Origin of the sequence: Flavobacterium filum DSM 17961 (assembly GCF_000425465.1) — a bacterium.
GTDB classification, from domain to species: domain Bacteria; phylum Bacteroidota; class Bacteroidia; order Flavobacteriales; family Flavobacteriaceae; genus Flavobacterium; species Flavobacterium filum.
Window position 1 is genome coordinate 137511 of the sequence record NZ_AUDM01000008.1, and the last position, 17514, is coordinate 155024.

Annotated in this window: 20 protein-coding genes and 1 tRNA gene; 13 read left to right on the forward strand and 8 right to left on the reverse strand. The window is 32.7% G+C overall.

Annotation, left to right across the window (positions count from 1 at the left end; all coding sequences use genetic code 11):
• Positions 1-4 precede the first annotated feature (4 nt).
• On the reverse strand, positions 5-1072 hold the full coding sequence (locus tag H601_RS0105935) for a putative type IX sorting system protein PorV2 (RefSeq protein ID WP_483788261.1): 1068 nt from the start codon (positions 1070-1072) through the stop codon (positions 5-7).
• A 178-nt stretch (positions 1073-1250) separates the two neighbouring features.
• Here H601_RS0105935 and H601_RS0105940 point away from each other — a divergent pair, with 178 nt between their 5' ends.
• Positions 1251-1982 carry a CDP-alcohol phosphatidyltransferase family protein gene (locus tag H601_RS0105940; RefSeq protein WP_026710651.1) on the forward strand — a complete coding sequence of 244 codons (732 nt, stop codon included), beginning with the start codon at positions 1251-1253 and terminating at the stop codon, positions 1980-1982.
• Positions 1983-2003: 21 nt separating this feature from the next.
• The gene (locus H601_RS0105945; RefSeq protein ID WP_026710652.1) at positions 2004-2861 is read left to right on the forward strand and encodes a glycoside hydrolase family 25 protein; all 858 of its coding nucleotides are present in this window, start codon (positions 2004-2006) and stop codon (positions 2859-2861) included.
• Between the two features lie 3 nt (positions 2862-2864).
• Here H601_RS0105945 and lptB read toward each other — a convergent pair whose 3' ends face one another.
• From lptB to H601_RS0105965, 4 genes are all read right to left on the reverse strand, one after another.
• Positions 2865-3605 carry an LPS export ABC transporter ATP-binding protein gene (lptB, locus tag H601_RS0105950; protein WP_026710653.1) on the reverse strand — a complete coding sequence of 247 codons (741 nt, stop codon included), beginning with the start codon at positions 3603-3605 and terminating at the stop codon, positions 2865-2867.
• 267 nt (positions 3606-3872) lie between these two features.
• Positions 3873-4214, reverse strand: coding sequence for a carboxymuconolactone decarboxylase family protein (locus H601_RS0105955; RefSeq protein WP_026710654.1), 342 nt, complete (start codon positions 4212-4214; stop codon positions 3873-3875).
• 6 nt (positions 4215-4220) lie between these two features.
• The gene (tatC, locus tag H601_RS0105960) at positions 4221-5036 is read right to left on the reverse strand and encodes a twin-arginine translocase subunit TatC (protein WP_026710655.1); all 816 of its coding nucleotides are present in this window, start codon (positions 5034-5036) and stop codon (positions 4221-4223) included.
• Entirely contained in the window at positions 5036-6001 is a 966-nt protein-coding gene (locus tag H601_RS0105965; protein ID WP_026710656.1) for a KpsF/GutQ family sugar-phosphate isomerase, read from the reverse strand. Before H601_RS0105965 ends, tatC begins: the two co-directional genes overlap by 1 nt.
• 85 nt (positions 6002-6086) lie before the next feature.
• Here H601_RS0105965 and recQ point away from each other — a divergent pair, with 85 nt between their 5' ends.
• Positions 6087-8282, forward strand: a complete 2196-nt coding sequence (gene recQ / locus H601_RS0105970; RefSeq protein ID WP_026710657.1) for a DNA helicase RecQ — start codon at positions 6087-6089, stop codon at positions 8280-8282.
• A 63-nt stretch (positions 8283-8345) separates the two neighbouring features.
• Here recQ and H601_RS0105975 read toward each other — a convergent pair whose 3' ends face one another.
• A complete protein-coding gene (locus tag H601_RS0105975; RefSeq protein ID WP_026710658.1) occupies positions 8346-8582 on the reverse strand; it encodes a hypothetical protein in 237 nt (78 codons plus the stop codon).
• A 28-nt stretch (positions 8583-8610) separates the two neighbouring features.
• Between H601_RS0105975 and H601_RS0105980 the strand changes: the two genes are divergently transcribed.
• From H601_RS0105980 to H601_RS0105995, 4 genes are read left to right on the forward strand one after another with little or no spacing between them, the layout of a single operon-like run.
• Positions 8611-9663, forward strand: a complete 1053-nt coding sequence (locus tag H601_RS0105980; protein WP_026710659.1) for a DUF2891 domain-containing protein — start codon at positions 8611-8613, stop codon at positions 9661-9663.
• A gap of 47 nt (positions 9664-9710) precedes the next feature.
• Positions 9711-9959, forward strand: a complete 249-nt coding sequence (locus H601_RS0105985) for a hypothetical protein (RefSeq protein WP_026710660.1) — start codon at positions 9711-9713, stop codon at positions 9957-9959.
• Entirely contained in the window at positions 9959-10225 is a 267-nt protein-coding gene (locus tag H601_RS0105990) for a type II toxin-antitoxin system RelE family toxin (protein WP_026710661.1), read from the forward strand. Before H601_RS0105985 ends, H601_RS0105990 begins: the two co-directional genes overlap by 1 nt.
• 10 nt (positions 10226-10235) lie before the next feature.
• Positions 10236-11798: an NAD(P)/FAD-dependent oxidoreductase gene (locus tag H601_RS0105995; protein ID WP_026710662.1), complete on the forward strand. Its 1563-nt coding sequence runs from the start codon at positions 10236-10238 to the stop codon at positions 11796-11798.
• Between the two features lie 49 nt (positions 11799-11847).
• Here the strand turns inward: H601_RS0105995 and H601_RS0106000 are convergent, their stop codons facing one another.
• Complete coding sequence (locus H601_RS0106000) at positions 11848-13260, reverse strand: AAA family ATPase (RefSeq protein WP_026710663.1); 1413 nt, start codon at positions 13258-13260, stop codon at positions 11848-11850.
• Between the two features lie 273 nt (positions 13261-13533).
• Between H601_RS0106000 and idi the strand changes: the two genes are divergently transcribed.
• The 6 genes from idi (at position 13534) to H601_RS0106030 (ending at position 16686) form a co-directional block, all read left to right on the forward strand.
• A complete protein-coding gene (gene idi / locus H601_RS0106005) occupies positions 13534-14061 on the forward strand; it encodes an isopentenyl-diphosphate Delta-isomerase (RefSeq protein ID WP_026710664.1) in 528 nt (175 codons plus the stop codon).
• A 31-nt stretch (positions 14062-14092) separates the two neighbouring features.
• Positions 14093-14503 (forward strand): 6-pyruvoyl trahydropterin synthase family protein, encoded by a 411-nt coding sequence (locus H601_RS0106010; RefSeq protein WP_026710665.1) that lies wholly within the window; start codon positions 14093-14095, stop codon positions 14501-14503.
• 1 nt (position 14504) lies between these two features.
• On the forward strand, positions 14505-14957 hold the full coding sequence (locus tag H601_RS0106015; protein ID WP_026710666.1) for a peroxiredoxin: 453 nt from the start codon (positions 14505-14507) through the stop codon (positions 14955-14957).
• Positions 14958-15062: 105 nt separating this feature from the next.
• Entirely contained in the window at positions 15063-16028 is a 966-nt protein-coding gene (locus H601_RS0106020) for a type I phosphomannose isomerase catalytic subunit (RefSeq protein ID WP_026710667.1), read from the forward strand.
• Between the two features lie 238 nt (positions 16029-16266).
• Positions 16267-16533 (forward strand): hypothetical protein, encoded by a 267-nt coding sequence (locus H601_RS0106025; protein WP_026710668.1) that lies wholly within the window; start codon positions 16267-16269, stop codon positions 16531-16533.
• Positions 16534-16612: 79 nt separating this feature from the next.
• Positions 16613-16686 (forward strand) — tRNA-Thr (locus H601_RS0106030).
• Positions 16687-16798: 112 nt separating this feature from the next.
• On the opposite strand, the gene H601_RS0106035 is transcribed toward H601_RS0106030, so the two are convergent.
• Positions 16799-17512, reverse strand: coding sequence for a DUF4369 domain-containing protein (locus H601_RS0106035; RefSeq protein WP_026710669.1), 714 nt, complete (start codon positions 17510-17512; stop codon positions 16799-16801).
• Positions 17513-17514: the final 2 nt, after the last annotated feature.

Genomic DNA, 17514 nt, shown 5'->3' on the forward strand with positions numbered 1-17514 from the left:
TGGCTTATCTAAAAATACCTAAATCAACTTTAACAGAAAAAATGTTGGAGTATAAAGCAACACTTTGGTCTCCAATGTCCGTTAAGGCATAATCAACTTGAATGCCTTTATATTTAAAACCAACTCCAATATTTGGTTGAAAACCAATTTTTTCAGAATCATCTAATTGTCTAACTTGTTGAAAATTTCCAACTCCAGCTCTCAAAAAAACCATGTCAGTATATCCAAATTCAAAACCTAAAGCCGGATCAATACTAACCGCTGAGGTAGAAATAATGTCATTTGTTTGTGCAAATTGCATGTTTAAATTAAAAGCAGCTAAAATAGAATAATCATATCGGTATTCAAATTTTCTCGAAATACCCAATTGGGCTTTTGGTAAAGTAATTTCTGTGCTTTCAGGCAAATCTTGGTTTTCTCCCGGAATCGCATTGGAAATTTTTTCAAATTCATCCTCATCAATATTCCAAATGTTATATGTTGTTGTTATATCTCTGACCATTAAACCTACTTTCCAATCATTTCTCTCAAATTGAATTCCGGCATCAAATCCAAAACCCCAAGAATTGGCAAATTTTCCTATTACTCGTCTAATCACTTTTGCATTTACTCCATACTGCCATCCGGGAACTTGTAAACTTCTTGCATACGAAAAAGTAACACCATAATCGGCTGTTGAAAATTTACTAATTCGGTTATAATCAATATTTCCTTCGCTGTCAATTAGTTGTGTTGTGTTCAAAATGTCATCAACTCCAAATCGAATAAGTGAAATTCCCCAAGCACTTCTGTCATCAATAGGTTTGGCAAAAGCAGCATAATCATATTGAGCAATATTAGCAAAATAACTGGCGTGCATTAAAGCACCTTGACTATCTTCAAGTCCCATCAAGCCTGCAGGATTCCAATATCCGGAATTTACATCATTTGTGCTTGCAGTCACCGCATTAGACATACCTAAAGCCGCTGCATCAACACCAATATTCATAAATTCATTTGAATATTTGCGTACAGCTTGACTGTTTGCCAATCCCGATAGGAGTAGAAGGATAATTAATACGTTTTTGGTCAAAGCAATTTTAATTTTCAAAAAGCTACAATTCTTTTTTTTTCAAAAATAGATAAAATTCAATTGTTTGCTCTTATGTTTTCTTTAAATATATCATAACTTTTAAAAAGCTATAAAATATCATTTAAGAAACGTATTAGTTTACGAGTTATTGTATTAATTTTGTTTTCAAAGAATAATTATGAAAATTAAAGCAAATATTCCCAATTTTATCACTTTACTTAATTTATTATCTGGTTGTATTGCCGTAGTTTTTGTTGCAAGAGACCAATTTTTTATGGCTTTTTTCTTTGTTTGTTTGGGAATATTTTTTGATTTTTTTGATGGATTTTTTGCCAGAATGTTCAAAGTTCAAAGTCCACTTGGTGTTCAGTTAGATTCATTAGCTGATATGGTAACCAGTGGATTTGTGCCTGGTTTTGTAATGTTTAAGTTAATTTTTAAATATCAAAATCAAGGACTTTCTACGCTTGACGATTTATTTCCACTAAATCACATTATCCCTTTAATTGGATTTTTCATCACTTTAGGAGCCTGTTTCCGATTGGCTAAATTTAACATTGATACCCGTCAAAGTGATTCTTTTATAGGATTGCCAACTCCTGCAAATGCATTATTTATTCTAAGTTTACCCGTTATAATTGAAACTACTGATGTTTTATTTATAACAAAACTTTTAACCAATACCTATTTTTTAATAGTCGTTTCTTTGTTGAGTGTTTATATGATGAATGCTGAAATTCCTTTGTTTTCTCTCAAAATGAAAAACTTTTCATGGCAAAACAGTAAGTTTCAAATCATTTTTCTGATTATTACGGTTTTATTGCTGATTTTCTTAAAAATAATTGCTCTGCCAATCATCATTTTATGTTATGTAGCATTATCGGTTATTCAAAATAAAATAGCAGCATAAACGTTTTGCTTTTCTCACACTATGGCAAAACAAACTAAAAGAAAACCTTCAACTAGAAGAAGAACAACAAAGCATAAACCTTTTTTTAAAGGTAAAGCGATTGTTATTTTAATTTCTTTTTTACTACTTGTTACAATTGGTTTAGCATCTTATCATTATCGGGATGCATTGGCTTATTATTTTAGTTTTCGTTCTAAACATAAAATTGAAAATTCTAAAGCTACAAAAGTAGAAGAAGCTAGAATTTTTCAAGTGTTAAAACGGCATGAAAACATGGTTTTTGGGTTGGATGTTTCACAATACCAAGGACAAATTGAATGGGAAAAAGCAAAAATAGTAGAAGATACGTTTCAATTGCATTTTGTTTTTATACGAGCAACTGCCGGAAAAGACAAATTTGATTCTCGTTTTCTTGAAAATTGGAAAAATGCCAAAGCAGCAAATTTCATTTGTGGAGCGTATCATTATTATCGTCCGAATGAAAATTCTATTCAACAAGCGGAGAATTTTATCAAACATGTTCGCTTAAAGAAAGGAGATTTCCCGCCTGTTTTAGATATTGAAAATTTACCCAAAGTGCAATCTATGGACAGCTTGAAAGTTGGGTTAAAACGTTGGTTAAAAAAAGTAGAAGAACACTACAAAATAAAACCAATTATCTATTCCGGAGAAAAATATTTTAATGATTTTCTGGAAGAAGAATTTAAAGGATATACTTTTTGGATTGCCAATTACAATTTTTTTGTAGAAGAATGCAAACCTCATTGGACGTTTTGGCAGTTCACCGAAAAAGGCTCCGTTCCCGGTATCAAAGGAAATGTAGATTTAAATATTTATAACGGAACCCCAAAAATGTTGAAGTATATGCTTATCAAGTAAAAATTAAAACTCTAATTTCTTTTTTCTTAATTCGAAGTTTTGACCTAAATATACCTTTCTTACCATTTCGTCTTCGGCCAGTTCTTCCGGAATACCGGCTTTTAAGATACCCCCTTCAAACATTAAATAGGTTTTATCTGTAATAGCTAAGGTTTCTTGTACATTGTGGTCGGTGATTAAGATACCAATGTTTTTATTTTTCAATTGAGCCACAATGCGTTGAATGTCTTCCACTGCAACGGGGTCAACTCCGGCAAATGGTTCGTCTAACAATATAAATTTTGGGTCGGTTGCGAGTGCTCGAGCTATTTCAGTTCTACGTCTTTCTCCTCCTGAAAGTAAATCACCACGATTGGTTCTAATATGTTCTAAACTAAATTCTTCAATTAAACTTTCCATTTTGGCAATTTGCTCTTCTTTAGAAAGTTTTGTCAATTGCAAAACACTTAAAATATTATCCTCAATACTTAATTTTCTGAATACAGAAGCTTCTTGAGCCAAATAACCAATTCCGTTTTGAGCTCTTTTGTACATAGGAAAATCGGTAATTTCCATATCATCCAAATATATCTTACCACTATTTGGTTTTACTAAACCAACAATCATGTAAAAAGAAGTGGTTTTACCTGCTCCGTTTGGACCAAGTAATCCTACAATTTCTCCTTGATTTACTTCTACAGAAACACCTTTTACAACACTTCTGCCTTTGTAGGTTTTAACGATATTATCGGCTCTTAATTTCATAGTTTAATTTGTCAATTTGTCGATTTGTCAATGTGACAGATGAGAAAATAGTGTGTAAAAATAGAAATTTTATTTTCAGTTCAAATTTTATTATTTTTTGATTAACATTTGGGAATGTGTCAATTTGCCAATTTGCCAATTTGCCAATTCGGCAATTTGTCAATTTGGTGATTCTTTAATTTGTCAATGAAATTTAGATACTTTCTTAAAAACAACTTATTTAGCACTATCCCAATTGAAACATTAGCTCATTGCCCAATTGACACATTATTTCTCTAAAGCTTCCCAAAACTCATACGCTCTTCGTAAATGCGGAATTACAATGGTACCGCCAACCAAAGTGGCAATTCCCATAGCTTCCATCATTTCTTCTCTGGTTATGCCGTGTTTGTAACTGGTTTCTAAATGATATTTTATACAATCATCACATCTTAAAACAGTAGAAGCAACTAATCCTAAAAGTTCTTTTGTTTTTACATCTAAAGCACCTTCTGAGTAGGCATTTGTATCTAAATTAAAAATACGTTTGATGACCAAATTGTTATCAGCCAACAGTTTTTCGTTCATTTTTGAACGGTAATCATTAAATTCTTGTACTAAATTTGACATAGCGAGTTATTTTTTTACTTCTTGTTTTTTGGTCACAAATGCACTAATAAAAATGCTCATTTCATATAAAATCATAATCGGAATAGAAACGATTACTTGGCTAATTACATCCGGAGGAGTAATAATGGCAGATAAAATCAACACAATTATCAACGCAATTTTTCGATATTTACGCATAAATGTTGGCGTTATCAATCCTAATTTACTTAAGAAATATACGATTATCGGCAATTCAAATAACAAACCACTGGCAATAACTGAAGTTTTTATCATTCCGGTGTAGGAATCTAAATTAAATTCATTTACAATTTCAGTACTTGCACTAAAGGAACCAAAAAAGTAAACCGATAATGGTGTTATAATGTAATAACCAAATAAAACACCTATAAAGAAAAGCAATGAAGAAACGAAAATAAATAACTTGGCGTATTTTTTTTCATTTTCATACAACGCCGGACTGATAAATTTCCAAACTTCCCATAAAATAAACGGGAAACCAATAATGAATCCGGTTGTAATACAGGTCCAAATTAAAAAGGATATCTGACCGCCCATATCCGTGTTTTGAATAATGAATGGCATTTTTACATCACAAATAGATGAATCTTGAAATCCAAAAAATTGAGTTATATCACAAAAAAAACGATAAGTAATAAAATCCGGACTTTTCGGTCCAAAAAGGATGTGGTCAAAAATAAAATCGCTAACAAAAAAAGATCCGGTAGCCAAAACCAGTATCACGATTGTACTTCTTACTAATAACCATCTCAGTTCCTCCAGATGGTCTAAAAATGACATTTCTTTTAAATTGCTTTTTGCCATTATACAATGCCTTCTTTTAAAATGTCATGTAAATGAATTACTCCTTTATAATGGTTGTTTTCAGAAACAATTAATTGCGTAATAGAAAAGTCTTCCATTATATTTAAAGCTTCAACCACCATGCTATTAGGTTCAACCATTTTAGGGTTTTTAGTCATAATATCTTTGGCGGTAATTCCGGTAATAGTTTCTGTTTTACTCAACATTCTTCTAATATCACCATCGGTAATAATTCCAATAATTTTTTCATCTTCAACAACAGCAGTCACACCCAGTCGCTTTTCTGAAATTTCAAAAATGACAGACTGAATGTTGCTTTCTGGAGAAACACTTGGCTTTTTTGTTTCATCCAACATGTCTTTTACGCGAAGTAATAATTTTTTGCCTAATGCACCACCAGGATGGTATTTGGCAAAATCTTCACTTTTGAAATCTTTTAATTCCATTAAACAAACCGCTAAACAATCTCCCATTACTAATTGTGCTGTAGTGCTGTTTGTTGGGGCTAAATTATTCGGACAAGCTTCTTTTTCAACCGTTGTATCTAAAACAAATTGAGCGTTTTTAGCTAAAAAGGAAGTTAAATTTCCGGTCATAGCAATTAACGTATTACCAAACCGATTTAAAATTGGGACTAGAATTTTAATTTCCGGACTGTTTCCGCTCTTAGAAATACAAATAACAATATCGTCTGGTTGAACCATTCCTAAATCACCATGAACTGCCTCTGAAGCATGCAGAAACAAAGATGGAGTTCCGGTAGAATTTAACGTGGCAACGATTTTCTGAGCAATTATGGCACTTTTCCCAATACCGGTAACCACTAATCGACCTTTTGATTGATGAATCAATTGAACACATTTTGCAAAATCATCGGTTAACAAATCAGCCATTTGTGTGATGGCTTTGCTCTCTGTTATAATGGTTTCTCTGGCGATGGATAAAATTTTTTCGTTGTTTATCAAAACAGAATAAATTTAAATTTGTACGAATAAAAGAAAGTTGTATCTTTATGGATGCAAATTTAAAATAAAATACCCATACATAAGAATGAATCCCAACGAAATTGATATTCATAAGGAATTAAAAAAGTATTTTGGCTTTGATCAGTTCAAAGGTCTCCAAGAAAAGGTTATTACCAGTATTTTAAACAAAGAAAATACTTTTGTAATCATGCCGACCGGGGGTGGAAAATCAATGTGCTACCAACTCCCTGCTTTAATTCAAGATGGAACGGCAATCGTAGTATCTCCTTTAATTGCTTTAATGAAAAATCAAGTTGATGCTATCAGAAGTGTTTCCTCAGAGGAGGGAATTGCTCATGTATTGAATTCATCACTTACTAAAACAGAAATTAATCAAGTAAAAAAAGATATTACTTCCGGAATTACAAAGTTGCTATATGTGGCTCCTGAATCACTCGCAAAAGAAGAATATGTCGATTTTCTCAAATCAGTTTCTATTTCTTTTATTGCTATTGATGAAGCCCACTGTATCTCTGAATGGGGGCATGATTTTCGTCCGGAATATCGAAATTTAAAAAATATCATCAAACATTTAGGTAATGTTCCTGTGATTGGTTTAACCGCAACGGCTACACCTAAAGTGCAAGAAGATATTTTAAAAAATCTGGATATGTCAGATGCTAAAACATTTAAAGCATCTTTCAATCGCCCGAATTTGTTTTATGAAGTACGTCCGAAAACTAAAAATGTTGAAACGGATATCATTAAGTTTATCAAACAAAACAAAGGGAAATCAGGTATTATTTACTGTTTAAGTCGTAAAAAAGTAGAAGAAATTTCACAAGTTCTTCAAGTAAACGGTATTAGTGCTGTTCCTTATCATGCCGGTTTAGATGCTAAAACACGTGCTAAACACCAGGATATGTTCTTAATGGAAGATGTTGAGGTCGTTGTGGCAACAATTGCTTTCGGAATGGGAATTGATAAACCGGACGTTCGTTTTGTAATTCATCATGATATTCCAAAATCACTTGAAAGTTATTATCAAGAAACTGGTCGTGCCGGAAGAGATGGAGGAGAAGGTCATTGTTTGGCGTATTATTCCTATAAAGATGTAGAAAAATTAGAGAAATTTATGTCCGGAAAGCCGGTGGCAGAACAAGAAATTGGTTTTGCATTGTTACAAGAAGTAGTGGCTTATGCAGAAACTTCTATGTCCCGACGTAAATTTTTATTGCATTATTTTGGGGAAGAATTTGATAATGAAACCGGTGAAGGCGGCGATATGGATGATAATGTTCGAAATCCTAAACCAAAATCAGAAGCCAAAGATAATGTTGTAAAACTACTTGAAGTAGTTCGCGATACTAAACATTTATATAAGTCAAAAGAAATCGTATTTACCTTAATGGGTAAAATTAATGCAGTTATCAAAGCTCATCGTACCGATACGCAAGATTTTTTTGGATGCGGTAGCGATAAAGATGAACGTTACTGGATGGCTTTAATACGCCAAGTTTTAGTGGCCGGATTGTTGAAAAAAGATATTGAGACGTATGGTATATTGAAAATTGCTGATGAAGGAATTGCATATTTAAAAAATCCAACTTCATTCACGGTTACAGAAGATCATGAATACAGTGAAGAAGAAGATGAAGCAATCATCACGGCTTCAAAATCATCAGGAACGGCAGATGAAGCATTGATGGCGATGCTCAAAGATTTACGTAAAAAAGAAGCTAAAAAAATAGGAGTTCCTCCGTTTGTGGTTTTTCAAGATCCTTCATTGGAAGATATGGCCTTGAAATATCCAATTTCTCTCGATGAATTAAGTAATGTGCATGGGGTTGGTGAAGGAAAAGCTAAGAAGTATGGTAAACCTTTTATTGAATTGATTGCTCGATATGTCGAAGAAAACGATATCATTAGACCTGATGATTTAGTAGTAAAATCTACCGGAGCAAATTCTGCTAATAAATTGTATATCATTCAAAATATTGATAGAAAACTTTCGCTTGAAGATATAGCCAAAGCAAAAGGATTTACGATGGATACCCTTCTGAAAGAAATGGAACAAATTGTCTATTCCGGCACTAAATTGAATATTAAGTATTGGATAGATGAAATTTTAGATGATGATCAACAAGAGGAAATTCATGAGTATTTTATGGATTCCGAAACTGATAAAATTGAAGATGCTCTAAAAGAATTTGATGGCGATTATGATATTGAAGAACTTCGTTTAATGCGAATTAAATTTATTAGTGAAGTGGCGAATTAGTATTCAGTCGCAGTTTTCAGTCACAGTAATCTGTGAACTGCGACTGTGAACTGCGACTGAGAACTATTCGTACAATTCCCCTCGATGAGGTTTCAAAGCATCGCGAACAGCAATCATGTTTTCATCGGTTACCACCATAAAAGCAATGGCTTGCATTTCGTTGTATACTTCAAAACCGGTAATGTTTAAAGGAAGATTTTCTGCAATGATGAATTCTTTTAAATGAATTTCATGATGTTCTGCCGTTTTTGCCGAAGCCGGACCTCTAAAATCCCAAATTAATTTTATCTTTCTTGACATTTTTTTAGTGCAAAAATAAATTCATTTTATGAAAAACTTCTTCTTTGGCTTACTTTTATTTTCTAATGGAATAATTGCTCAACAACTTTCTTTACAACAAGCCAATCATTTAGCTACACTTCCGCTAAAGTGTTTGCAACAAGAATATCCAAATAAATTAAATCAATTGCTGTTGAATGCTACCGAAATTCAATCACCCGCACAATTGCATCCTGCTTTTTATGGTTGTTTCGATTGGCATTCGTCTGTGCATGGTCATTGGAGCTTGATGTATTTGCTAAATCATTTTCCTGATTTGGCTAATAAAAATGAAATTATTCAAAAGTTAAAAACCAATTTGTCGAAAGAAAACATTCAAGTTGAAGTTGCCTATTTTTCTAAAAATCACGAAAAATCGTTTGAACGAACCTATGGTTGGAATTGGTTATTAAAATTGCAATTAGAATTAGAAATTAGTCAAGAACCTTTTGCCAAAGAATTAGCACAGAATCTCAAACCATTGTCTGATTTGATTGTTCAACGTTATCATGATTTTCTTCCAAAGTTGCTTTATCCTGTTCGAGCAGGAACGCACAATAACACAGCATTCGGACTCACATTTGCTTGGGATTATGCGGTTTATTCAAACAATTATAATTTTCAAAATTTGATAATCGAAAATGCTAAACGATTATTTTTATCAGATGAAAATTGTCCGTTAAATTGGGAGCCCAGCGGCACCGATTTTCTTTCGCCATGCATGGAAGAAATCGGAATAATGAGTAGAATTTTATCCGAAAAAGAATTTTTATCTTGGTTAAAAAAGTTTAATAACAACATTTTTAAGAAAGATTTCACTTGGGAAGTTGCCCGAGTTTCCGACAGAACAGATGGTCATTTGGTGCATTTAGACGGATTAAATTTTAGTCGTGCTTGGAATTTTTATCATATAATTAAATTGTATCCAAAACACTTTTCTCATCTAAAACCATTGGCAGAAAAACACCTTACTTTTTCACTTCCTTCTATAGTAGATGGAAATTATGAAGGCGAGCATTGGTTGGCTTCGTTTGTGTTGAAAGCATTTGAGGAAAAAGAATAATTTTGTGTTTGGTATATATTGTATATATTTGTAAAAAAAAATATAACATGAGAAAGCTTATTGATTTAGACCAAAAAACTTTAACTAAATTAAAATTTATTTCTGTTTTTGAAGATATAAGTGTAAAAGCATTAATGGAGAAAGCTATTCAAACATATATTAAAAATAAAGAGCTTGAACGCTTTTCTAAATTGTCAGATGAAGAGAAAGAAGATTTAGGATTGTTGTTATTGATGCAAGAAGCAGATCGTGAAGATGTTGTTTCTGAGGATGAAATTTTTAAAGCACTACAATAATGGAAGTTGTTTATTTGAAACAATTTTTAAAAGATATTCAGAAATTAAATGATGCGAAGGTTAAAAACGAAATAGTTCATCAGATTTCTAGTTTTAAAAATGCACACAGTTTAGAAGATATACTTCAAGTAAAAAAATTGAAAGGTCACTCAGAAGCTTATCGTTTACGAATCGGAAAATACCGTTTGGGGTTTTATTATGATGGAAAAATAATTCAATTTGCTAGATTTGTAAAGCGAGAAGATATCTATAAACTTTTCCCTTAATAATTTCTATATGCCCAAAGAACTACTTATTCAAGTGTCACCCGAAGTTGCTGCCAATGATTTTTTACTCAAAGATCATGTGGCAAAAATGATTCGGACTTCAGTATCAGAAGTGCAGCATATTTCTATTCTTAAACGTTCGATTGATGCTCGTCAAAAAGCAATCAAAATCAATTTGAAATTGATGATTTTCTTTCAAGGAGAATCTTTTACTGAACAAAAAATTGAATTGCCCAATTACCCAAATGTTTCCAATCAAAAAGAAGTAATCGTTATTGGTGCCGGACCTGCGGGACTTTTCGCTGCTCTTCAGCTCATTGAACTAGGTTTAAAACCTATTGTTATCGAACGGGGAAAAAATGTTCGTGGTCGTCGTCGTGATTTAAAGGCAATAAATCGTGATCATATCGTAAACGAAGATTCTAATTACTGTTTTGGCGAAGGCGGAGCAGGAACTTATTCCGATGGAAAATTGTACACGCGTTCCAAAAAACGTGGTGATGTGGATAGAATTTTACAATTATTAGTCGGATTTGGAGCTTCTCCGGATATTCTAGTCGAAGCTCATCCGCATATAGGAACCAATAAGTTACCTCAAATTATTCAAGATATTCGTGAAAAAATCATCGAATGTGGCGGACAAGTTTTGTTTGAAACCAGAGTAACCGATTTTGTCATTAAAAACAATGAAATTCAAGGAATTGTAACCCAAAAAGGTGAAACAATTTCCGCTAATAAAGTCATTTTAGCAACCGGACATTCAGCTCGTGATATTTTTGAATTATTAGATAGAAAAAAAATCCTCATCGAAGCCAAACCTTTTGCGTTAGGCGTTCGTGCAGAACATCCACAAGAATTAATTGATTCGATACAGTACAGTTGCGATTTTAGAGGAGAATATTTGCCACCGGCTCCGTATTCTATCGTGAAGCAAGTGAACGGTCGAGGCATGTATTCGTTTTGTATGTGTCCGGGAGGAGTGATTGCACCGTGTGCCACGAGTCCGGGTGAAGTGGTAACGAACGGTTGGTCGCCTTCCAAAAGAGATCAAGCCACTGCCAATTCAGGTATTGTCGTAGAATTGAAACTAGAAGATTTTAAACCTTTTGCTAAATTCGGTCCTCTTGCCGGAATGGAATTTCAAAAAGCCATTGAACAAAAAGCATGGCATTTGGCAGGAGAGACGCAAAAAGTTCCTGCTCAACGAATGATTGATTTTACGCAAAATAAAGTTTCCGCTTCCATTCCAAAAACATCTTATGTACCGGGAACGACATCGGTGGAACTGGGTCAGGTTTTTCCGGGATTTCTTACTCAAATTATGCGTGAAGGTTTTCAACAATTCGGCAAATCGATGAAAGGTTATTTAACCAATGAAGCCATTTTGCACGCACCCGAAAGCAGAACATCTTCACCGGTTCGAATTCCACGTGATGCTCAAACCCTAGAGCATCTTCAAATCAAAGGATTGTATCCGTGTGGAGAAGGAGCAGGGTTTGCTGGCGGAATTGTTTCTGCTGCCATTGATGGAGAGAAATGTGCCCTAAAAATAAAGGAAAGTATGAGTTTATAATTAGCTATAACTTATATTTAAATATGCTTATAGCTATTTATAAATTGTATTATTCGAATAATACAGCCATATTTAGGTCGTTTTGAATGTTTCCGGAATACATATTTTCTGTCAGACCAAAAGTGGTAATGAGCGTTAAATAAACTGCTTTTCTGGTTTTAGTTTCATATTTAAAAACTCCAATTTTATTGCGGAGTTCAGCATCGTATTTTTTATCAATCGTAAACGGATGGATGGAAAATTTCATTTCACAAACGGTCACAACATCATCTCTTCTATCGATAACGAGGTCAATTTGTGCTCCTTGATCAGATTCTTTGCTTTTCCAAGCATAATTATGCGATTCAATTCCGTTTATTCCCAATGCCTTTTTAATTTGATAAACATGAGTAAGGCAAACTTGTTCAAATGCATAACCACTCCAAGCTCTGTATTTCGGATTGTCAATTATTTTTAGCCATTGTTGTTCGTTTGATGGCTGTATGTTTTTCATGAATCTTAAATAAAACAAAGAGAAAAAATCAGTTAATTGGTATAAACTGTTTCTTGATTTTTTACCAAAAGGGACATATTTTCGTAAAAAGCCACTAACTTCTAACTCGTTTAATAAAGTGGTAAATGTGCCTCCATTGTTCATTTTTGTAGCTTCAATGAGTTCTTCTCTCGTAAGTCCTCGACCTTTTTTAGCTAAAGCTTCAATAATTAATTCATGACGTTCAGCTTTTGTAAATAAGGATTGATATAATTTTTCAAATTCATTTTGAAGTAAACCGTTTTTTGAAAAACATAAATCATCAATAATTTGAGCCGCACTTTTGCCTTTTTCAATGGCTTCCCAATAAAAAGGAATTCCACCTAAAACCATATAAAGTTGGATTAATTGGTATTGAGATAAGTTTATTTTTCTTTTTTGTACAAATTGTTGGCATTCATTCAATGTAAAAGGGTCAATTTTGATGCGTTGTGTCACACGATTGTGTAGTCCTTTCTTGTTGTTGATGAGTTTGTTTATCATCCATGAAGCGGCCGAACCACAAACAATTAAAAGTATATCTTTTCTGGCTGATGCCCAACTGTTCCAAAAGTGTTCTAAAGCAGCTATAAAATTTGATTTTGGCGTATCAAACCAAGGCAATTCATCAATAAAAATTATTTTTTTCTTTTGTTTAGAATGTTCAATGCATTGTTTTATTTGCAAAAAAGCTTCCATCCATGAAGTAACATTTTGGCCTGCTATAAAAGGATGTTGCTCTTGTATAGCAATTTGAAAATTGATTAACTGCTCTTGTAAGTTGGCATTCGCTAATCCGGTTAATTGTAAAGTGAATTTGTTTTCAAAATAAGATCGAATTAAGAAGGTTTTACCGACTCTTCTTCTTCCGTAAACAGCAACAAATTCTGATTTTTCAGATGTGAATTTTTTTTGAAGTATCTCAACTTCTCTTTCCCTTCCAATTATCATGTTTTAACACTTTATAACTAGCTACAAATATATAAAATTTATTATTTATAGCTATTTATAATTTTATATTTAGCTATAACTTTCTTTTTATTTATACTTATAGCTATTTATAAATATAATTATATATTGATTTTATTGGGTTTTTGTCTGTTTCTATTTTATTTTTAAATATAATTTTTTAGGGCATTCAACACCCGTTAAACTTTTCACAAATCCATATAAATCAAAATAAAAAAGAACTTTTTCTTACCTTTGATGAGCTATAAAACAGCTATGACAGAAGAAAAAGTAATTTTAGTAAACGAAAACGACGAGCAAATTGGGTTAATGGAAAAACTCGAAGCTCATGAAAAAGCTGTGCTTCATCGTGCTTTTTCCGTCTTTATTTTGAATGATAAAAATGAAGTGATGTTGCAACAACGGGCTCATCACAAATACCATTCACCATTATTGTGGACCAATACCTGTTGCAGCCACCAGCGGGAAGGCGAGACCAATATTCAAGCCGGAACCCGAAGATTGCAGGAAGAAATGGGTTTTTCAACCGAATTGAAAGAACTGTTTCATTTTATCTACAAAGCTCCTTTTGACAACGGTTTAACCGAACATGAATTGGATCATGTGATGATTGGTTATTATAATAATAAACCAAACATCAATCTTGATGAGGTAGAAAGTTGGAAATGGATGAGTATAGAAGCCATTAGAGACGATATTCAAACCCAATCGGAAAATTACACCGTTTGGTTTAAAATCATTTTTGACGAGTTTTATCATTTCCTTGAAGAACATAAATTATAGCCAATTACCCATCACCATTAACCCATTTACCATGAAAGTAACCGTTTCCAGAAAAGCACACTTTAATGCCGCTCACCGATTGTATAGAAAGGACTGGTCCATGGAAAAAAACGATTTGGTTTTTGGAAAATGCAACAATCCCAACTATCACGGCCACAATTATGAATTGATCGTAAGTGTAACCGGCGAAATTGATCAAGAAACCGGTTTTGTGATGGATGTAAAAATTCTGTCCGATTTAATCAAGGAACACATTGAAAATGCGTTTGACCATAAAAATCTCAATTTGGATGTTCCGGATTTTGCCGATTTGAATCCAACGGCTGAAAATATTGCCGTGGTAATTTGGCAAAAGTTGCGAAAGCACATTAAAAATGCTCTTGATTTGGAGGTGGTTTTATACGAAACTCCACGAAATTTTGTCACCTATAAAGGAAATTAAGATGGCTTTAAAAGTAGGGGATAAAGTACCAAATTTCATTTCCGTTGATACAAACGGCAACGAGTTTAAAAGTCAGGATTACCTTGGCAAACAATGGATAGTACTGTATTTTTATCCAAAAGATGACACACCCGGATGTACCGCACAAGCATGTGGTTTTAGGGATAGTTATCAAGATTTTAAAGAACTTGGGGCAGAAGTTATAGGTGTAAGCTCTGACAGCACTGCGTCTCACTTGAGTTTTAAAAAGAAATTTAATTTGCCTTTTATTTTGCTTTCTGATACGAATAAAAAAATTAGAAATCTTTTTGGAGTTCCAAATGATTTTTTTGGGTTATTACCCGGAAGATCAACTTATGTTATCAATGAGCAAGGAATTATAAAAATGATATTTGATAGTGTAACGGCCAAAGCACATATTACAAAAGCTTTAGAAATGCTGAAGAAAAAATAATCTTTCCATTAGTCTATATATTGAAGTATTTTAACGAATCACAATTGCAATTCAAGGAATAAAAAGACATTACAATTTAATTAAGTTTACTTTTGCATCAAAATAATACAAATGAATTTATATCCTTTTCAATTTGAACCCATTCTAAAAGAACGCATTTGGGGTGGAACCAAATTAAAAACCTATTTGAATAAACCAATTTCTTCTGAAATTACTGGGGAAAGTTGGGAAATTTCAACGGTTTCTAACGATGTTAGTATAGTAAATCATGGAATTTTCCTTGGAAAAAGTTTAAATGAATTGATTGATTTGTATCCGGTAGAAATGCTTGGCAAAACGGTTTATGCTCGATTTGGAAAGCAGTTTCCATTACTCTTTAAATATTTGGATGCTCGTGAGGATTTATCAATTCAGTTGCATCCGAATGATGAATTGGCTAAAGCACGTCATAATTCGTTTGGTAAAACTGAAATGTGGTATGTCATGCAAGCGGATGAAAATGCCCGTTTGATTGTTGGTTTTAAAGAAGATACTTCTCGAGAGGAATATTTGCATCATATTGAAAATAAAAAGCTTATTTCACTATTGAATGAAGTTCCTGTCAAAAAAGGAGATGTTTTCTTTTTAGAAACCGGAACCATTCATGCTATTGGAGCCGGAATCGTGATTGCCGAAATTCAACAAACCAGCGATATTACGTATCGAATTTTTGATTGGGATAGGGTAGATGCTAATGGAAACGAACGCGAATTGCATACAGAATTGGCTTTGGATGCAATCAATTATAAAACAACTTTTGCTAAAAAAGAATACAAGTCAACTGAAAACAAAAGCACTTCACTAGTAGATTGCCCATTCTTTAAAACCAATATTATTCCGCTAAATGGTGAATTGTTGATTGAAAAAAACGATGATTCATTTATGGTATTCATGTGCACAGAGGGTAGTTTTGAGTTGTTTTTGAACGATGAAAAATATACGTATCAAACCGGTGATACGATTTTACTTCCGGCTGTACTGACTACTTTTGTAATAAAAGGAACAGCAACACTATTAGAAATTACGGTTTAGTTTAATTTTTTTCAACACGAATTTCAATAATTTACACCAATTAGTCAAATTTTTAATTCGTGCAAATTCGTGTAATTAGTGGCTAACAAAATATCTCAATTAGTTTTCATCCAATTTCGCCACGAATTTCACTAATCTCACGAATTAGTGAAGTATAAAATTCCTGCTAATTCATGTAATTTGTGTCAATTAATAAAATTTTGTGTAATTTTGCACCGCAATTAAAATTAAATAAAAAATGGCAAGTATTAAAAATCTGAAAAAGGACATCAACTTTGTGATGGGAGATATTATTGAGGCAGTTTATATCCATGAGATGACTACAACCGGAAAGCCAACAGAACAATCAAATGCGTTGATTGATGAGGCTATCGCTACTTTTGATTCATTAATCGTAAAAGTAAACGACAAAAAAGTAGAAAACAGAAAAGCTCATTTAAAACAAGTAGAGAAAGATTTAGAAGCGGCTGCTATTCAGTTAGTTGAAAAAGTTAACGCACTTTAATCGAATTTTTTGATAAAAAAAGTGCTTTTTTGTTTTGGAATATTCATTTTCAAAATTATATTTGCACTCACATTGAGACGCCGGTGTAGCTCAGCTGGCTAGAGCAGCTGATTTGTAATCAGCAGGTCGTGGGTTCGAGTCCCTCTATCGGCTCAATTTTTTAAAAGGATAATCGAAAGGTTATCCTTTTTTTGTTTTAATTTGAAATTTTATAAAAAAAGAGAAAACAAATCGCTTTCTCTTTTATTAAATGAATACATATCATTTATTCTGATTTTTTTCGTTCTGCAATAAAATCTTCTAACATTTTGCCATATTTGGATTTCGCTACTTTTGGCGAAACCGATTTTTGAATCGTATCCAAATATTTTAATTGAGCATCATAAAATTCTGAAAGGGCAATATACGGACTCACTTCATAGTCTTTTTGCGTCAAAGCGAAATTGATAGCGTATAAATATTTTCGTTTAAGAATTTTATCTTTTTCTTTTAGAATACTGTCCATTTGATTTGCATTGTTGTTTTTCTTGGCATTTAATTCAAGTTCCAACAACTCTAATTGTTGATTGTTAAATCGAGTATTGATGCTTTTAAATTGCTCAAATAATTCATGATTTTTTGAACCTTTTATTTTTGCGTTTGCAAAAAAAGATTCTAAATCTGTGTCGATAGTCATTTTTCCGGGTTCTGCAAAAATGCTTAAATTGTTGTCAATCGAATTGGTTTGTCCTCTATCCAAAAATAAATACAACATTTCAGGCGATTCAATTGTTAAATGACTTTCAAAGGTTGATTTTCCATCAAATTCTATGGAATCAATAACGGTTAGAATTGTATCTTGAAGTTTTTGAATATAAAGTTTACCTTGTTTTAATCCTTTGATATTTCCGGAAAGATGTAAATTTCCTTCTTTGTTTTCTTTGTTTTGACAGGCCAATAAAATTCCTACTGCAGAGAGTAATACAACTAGTTTTTTCATGT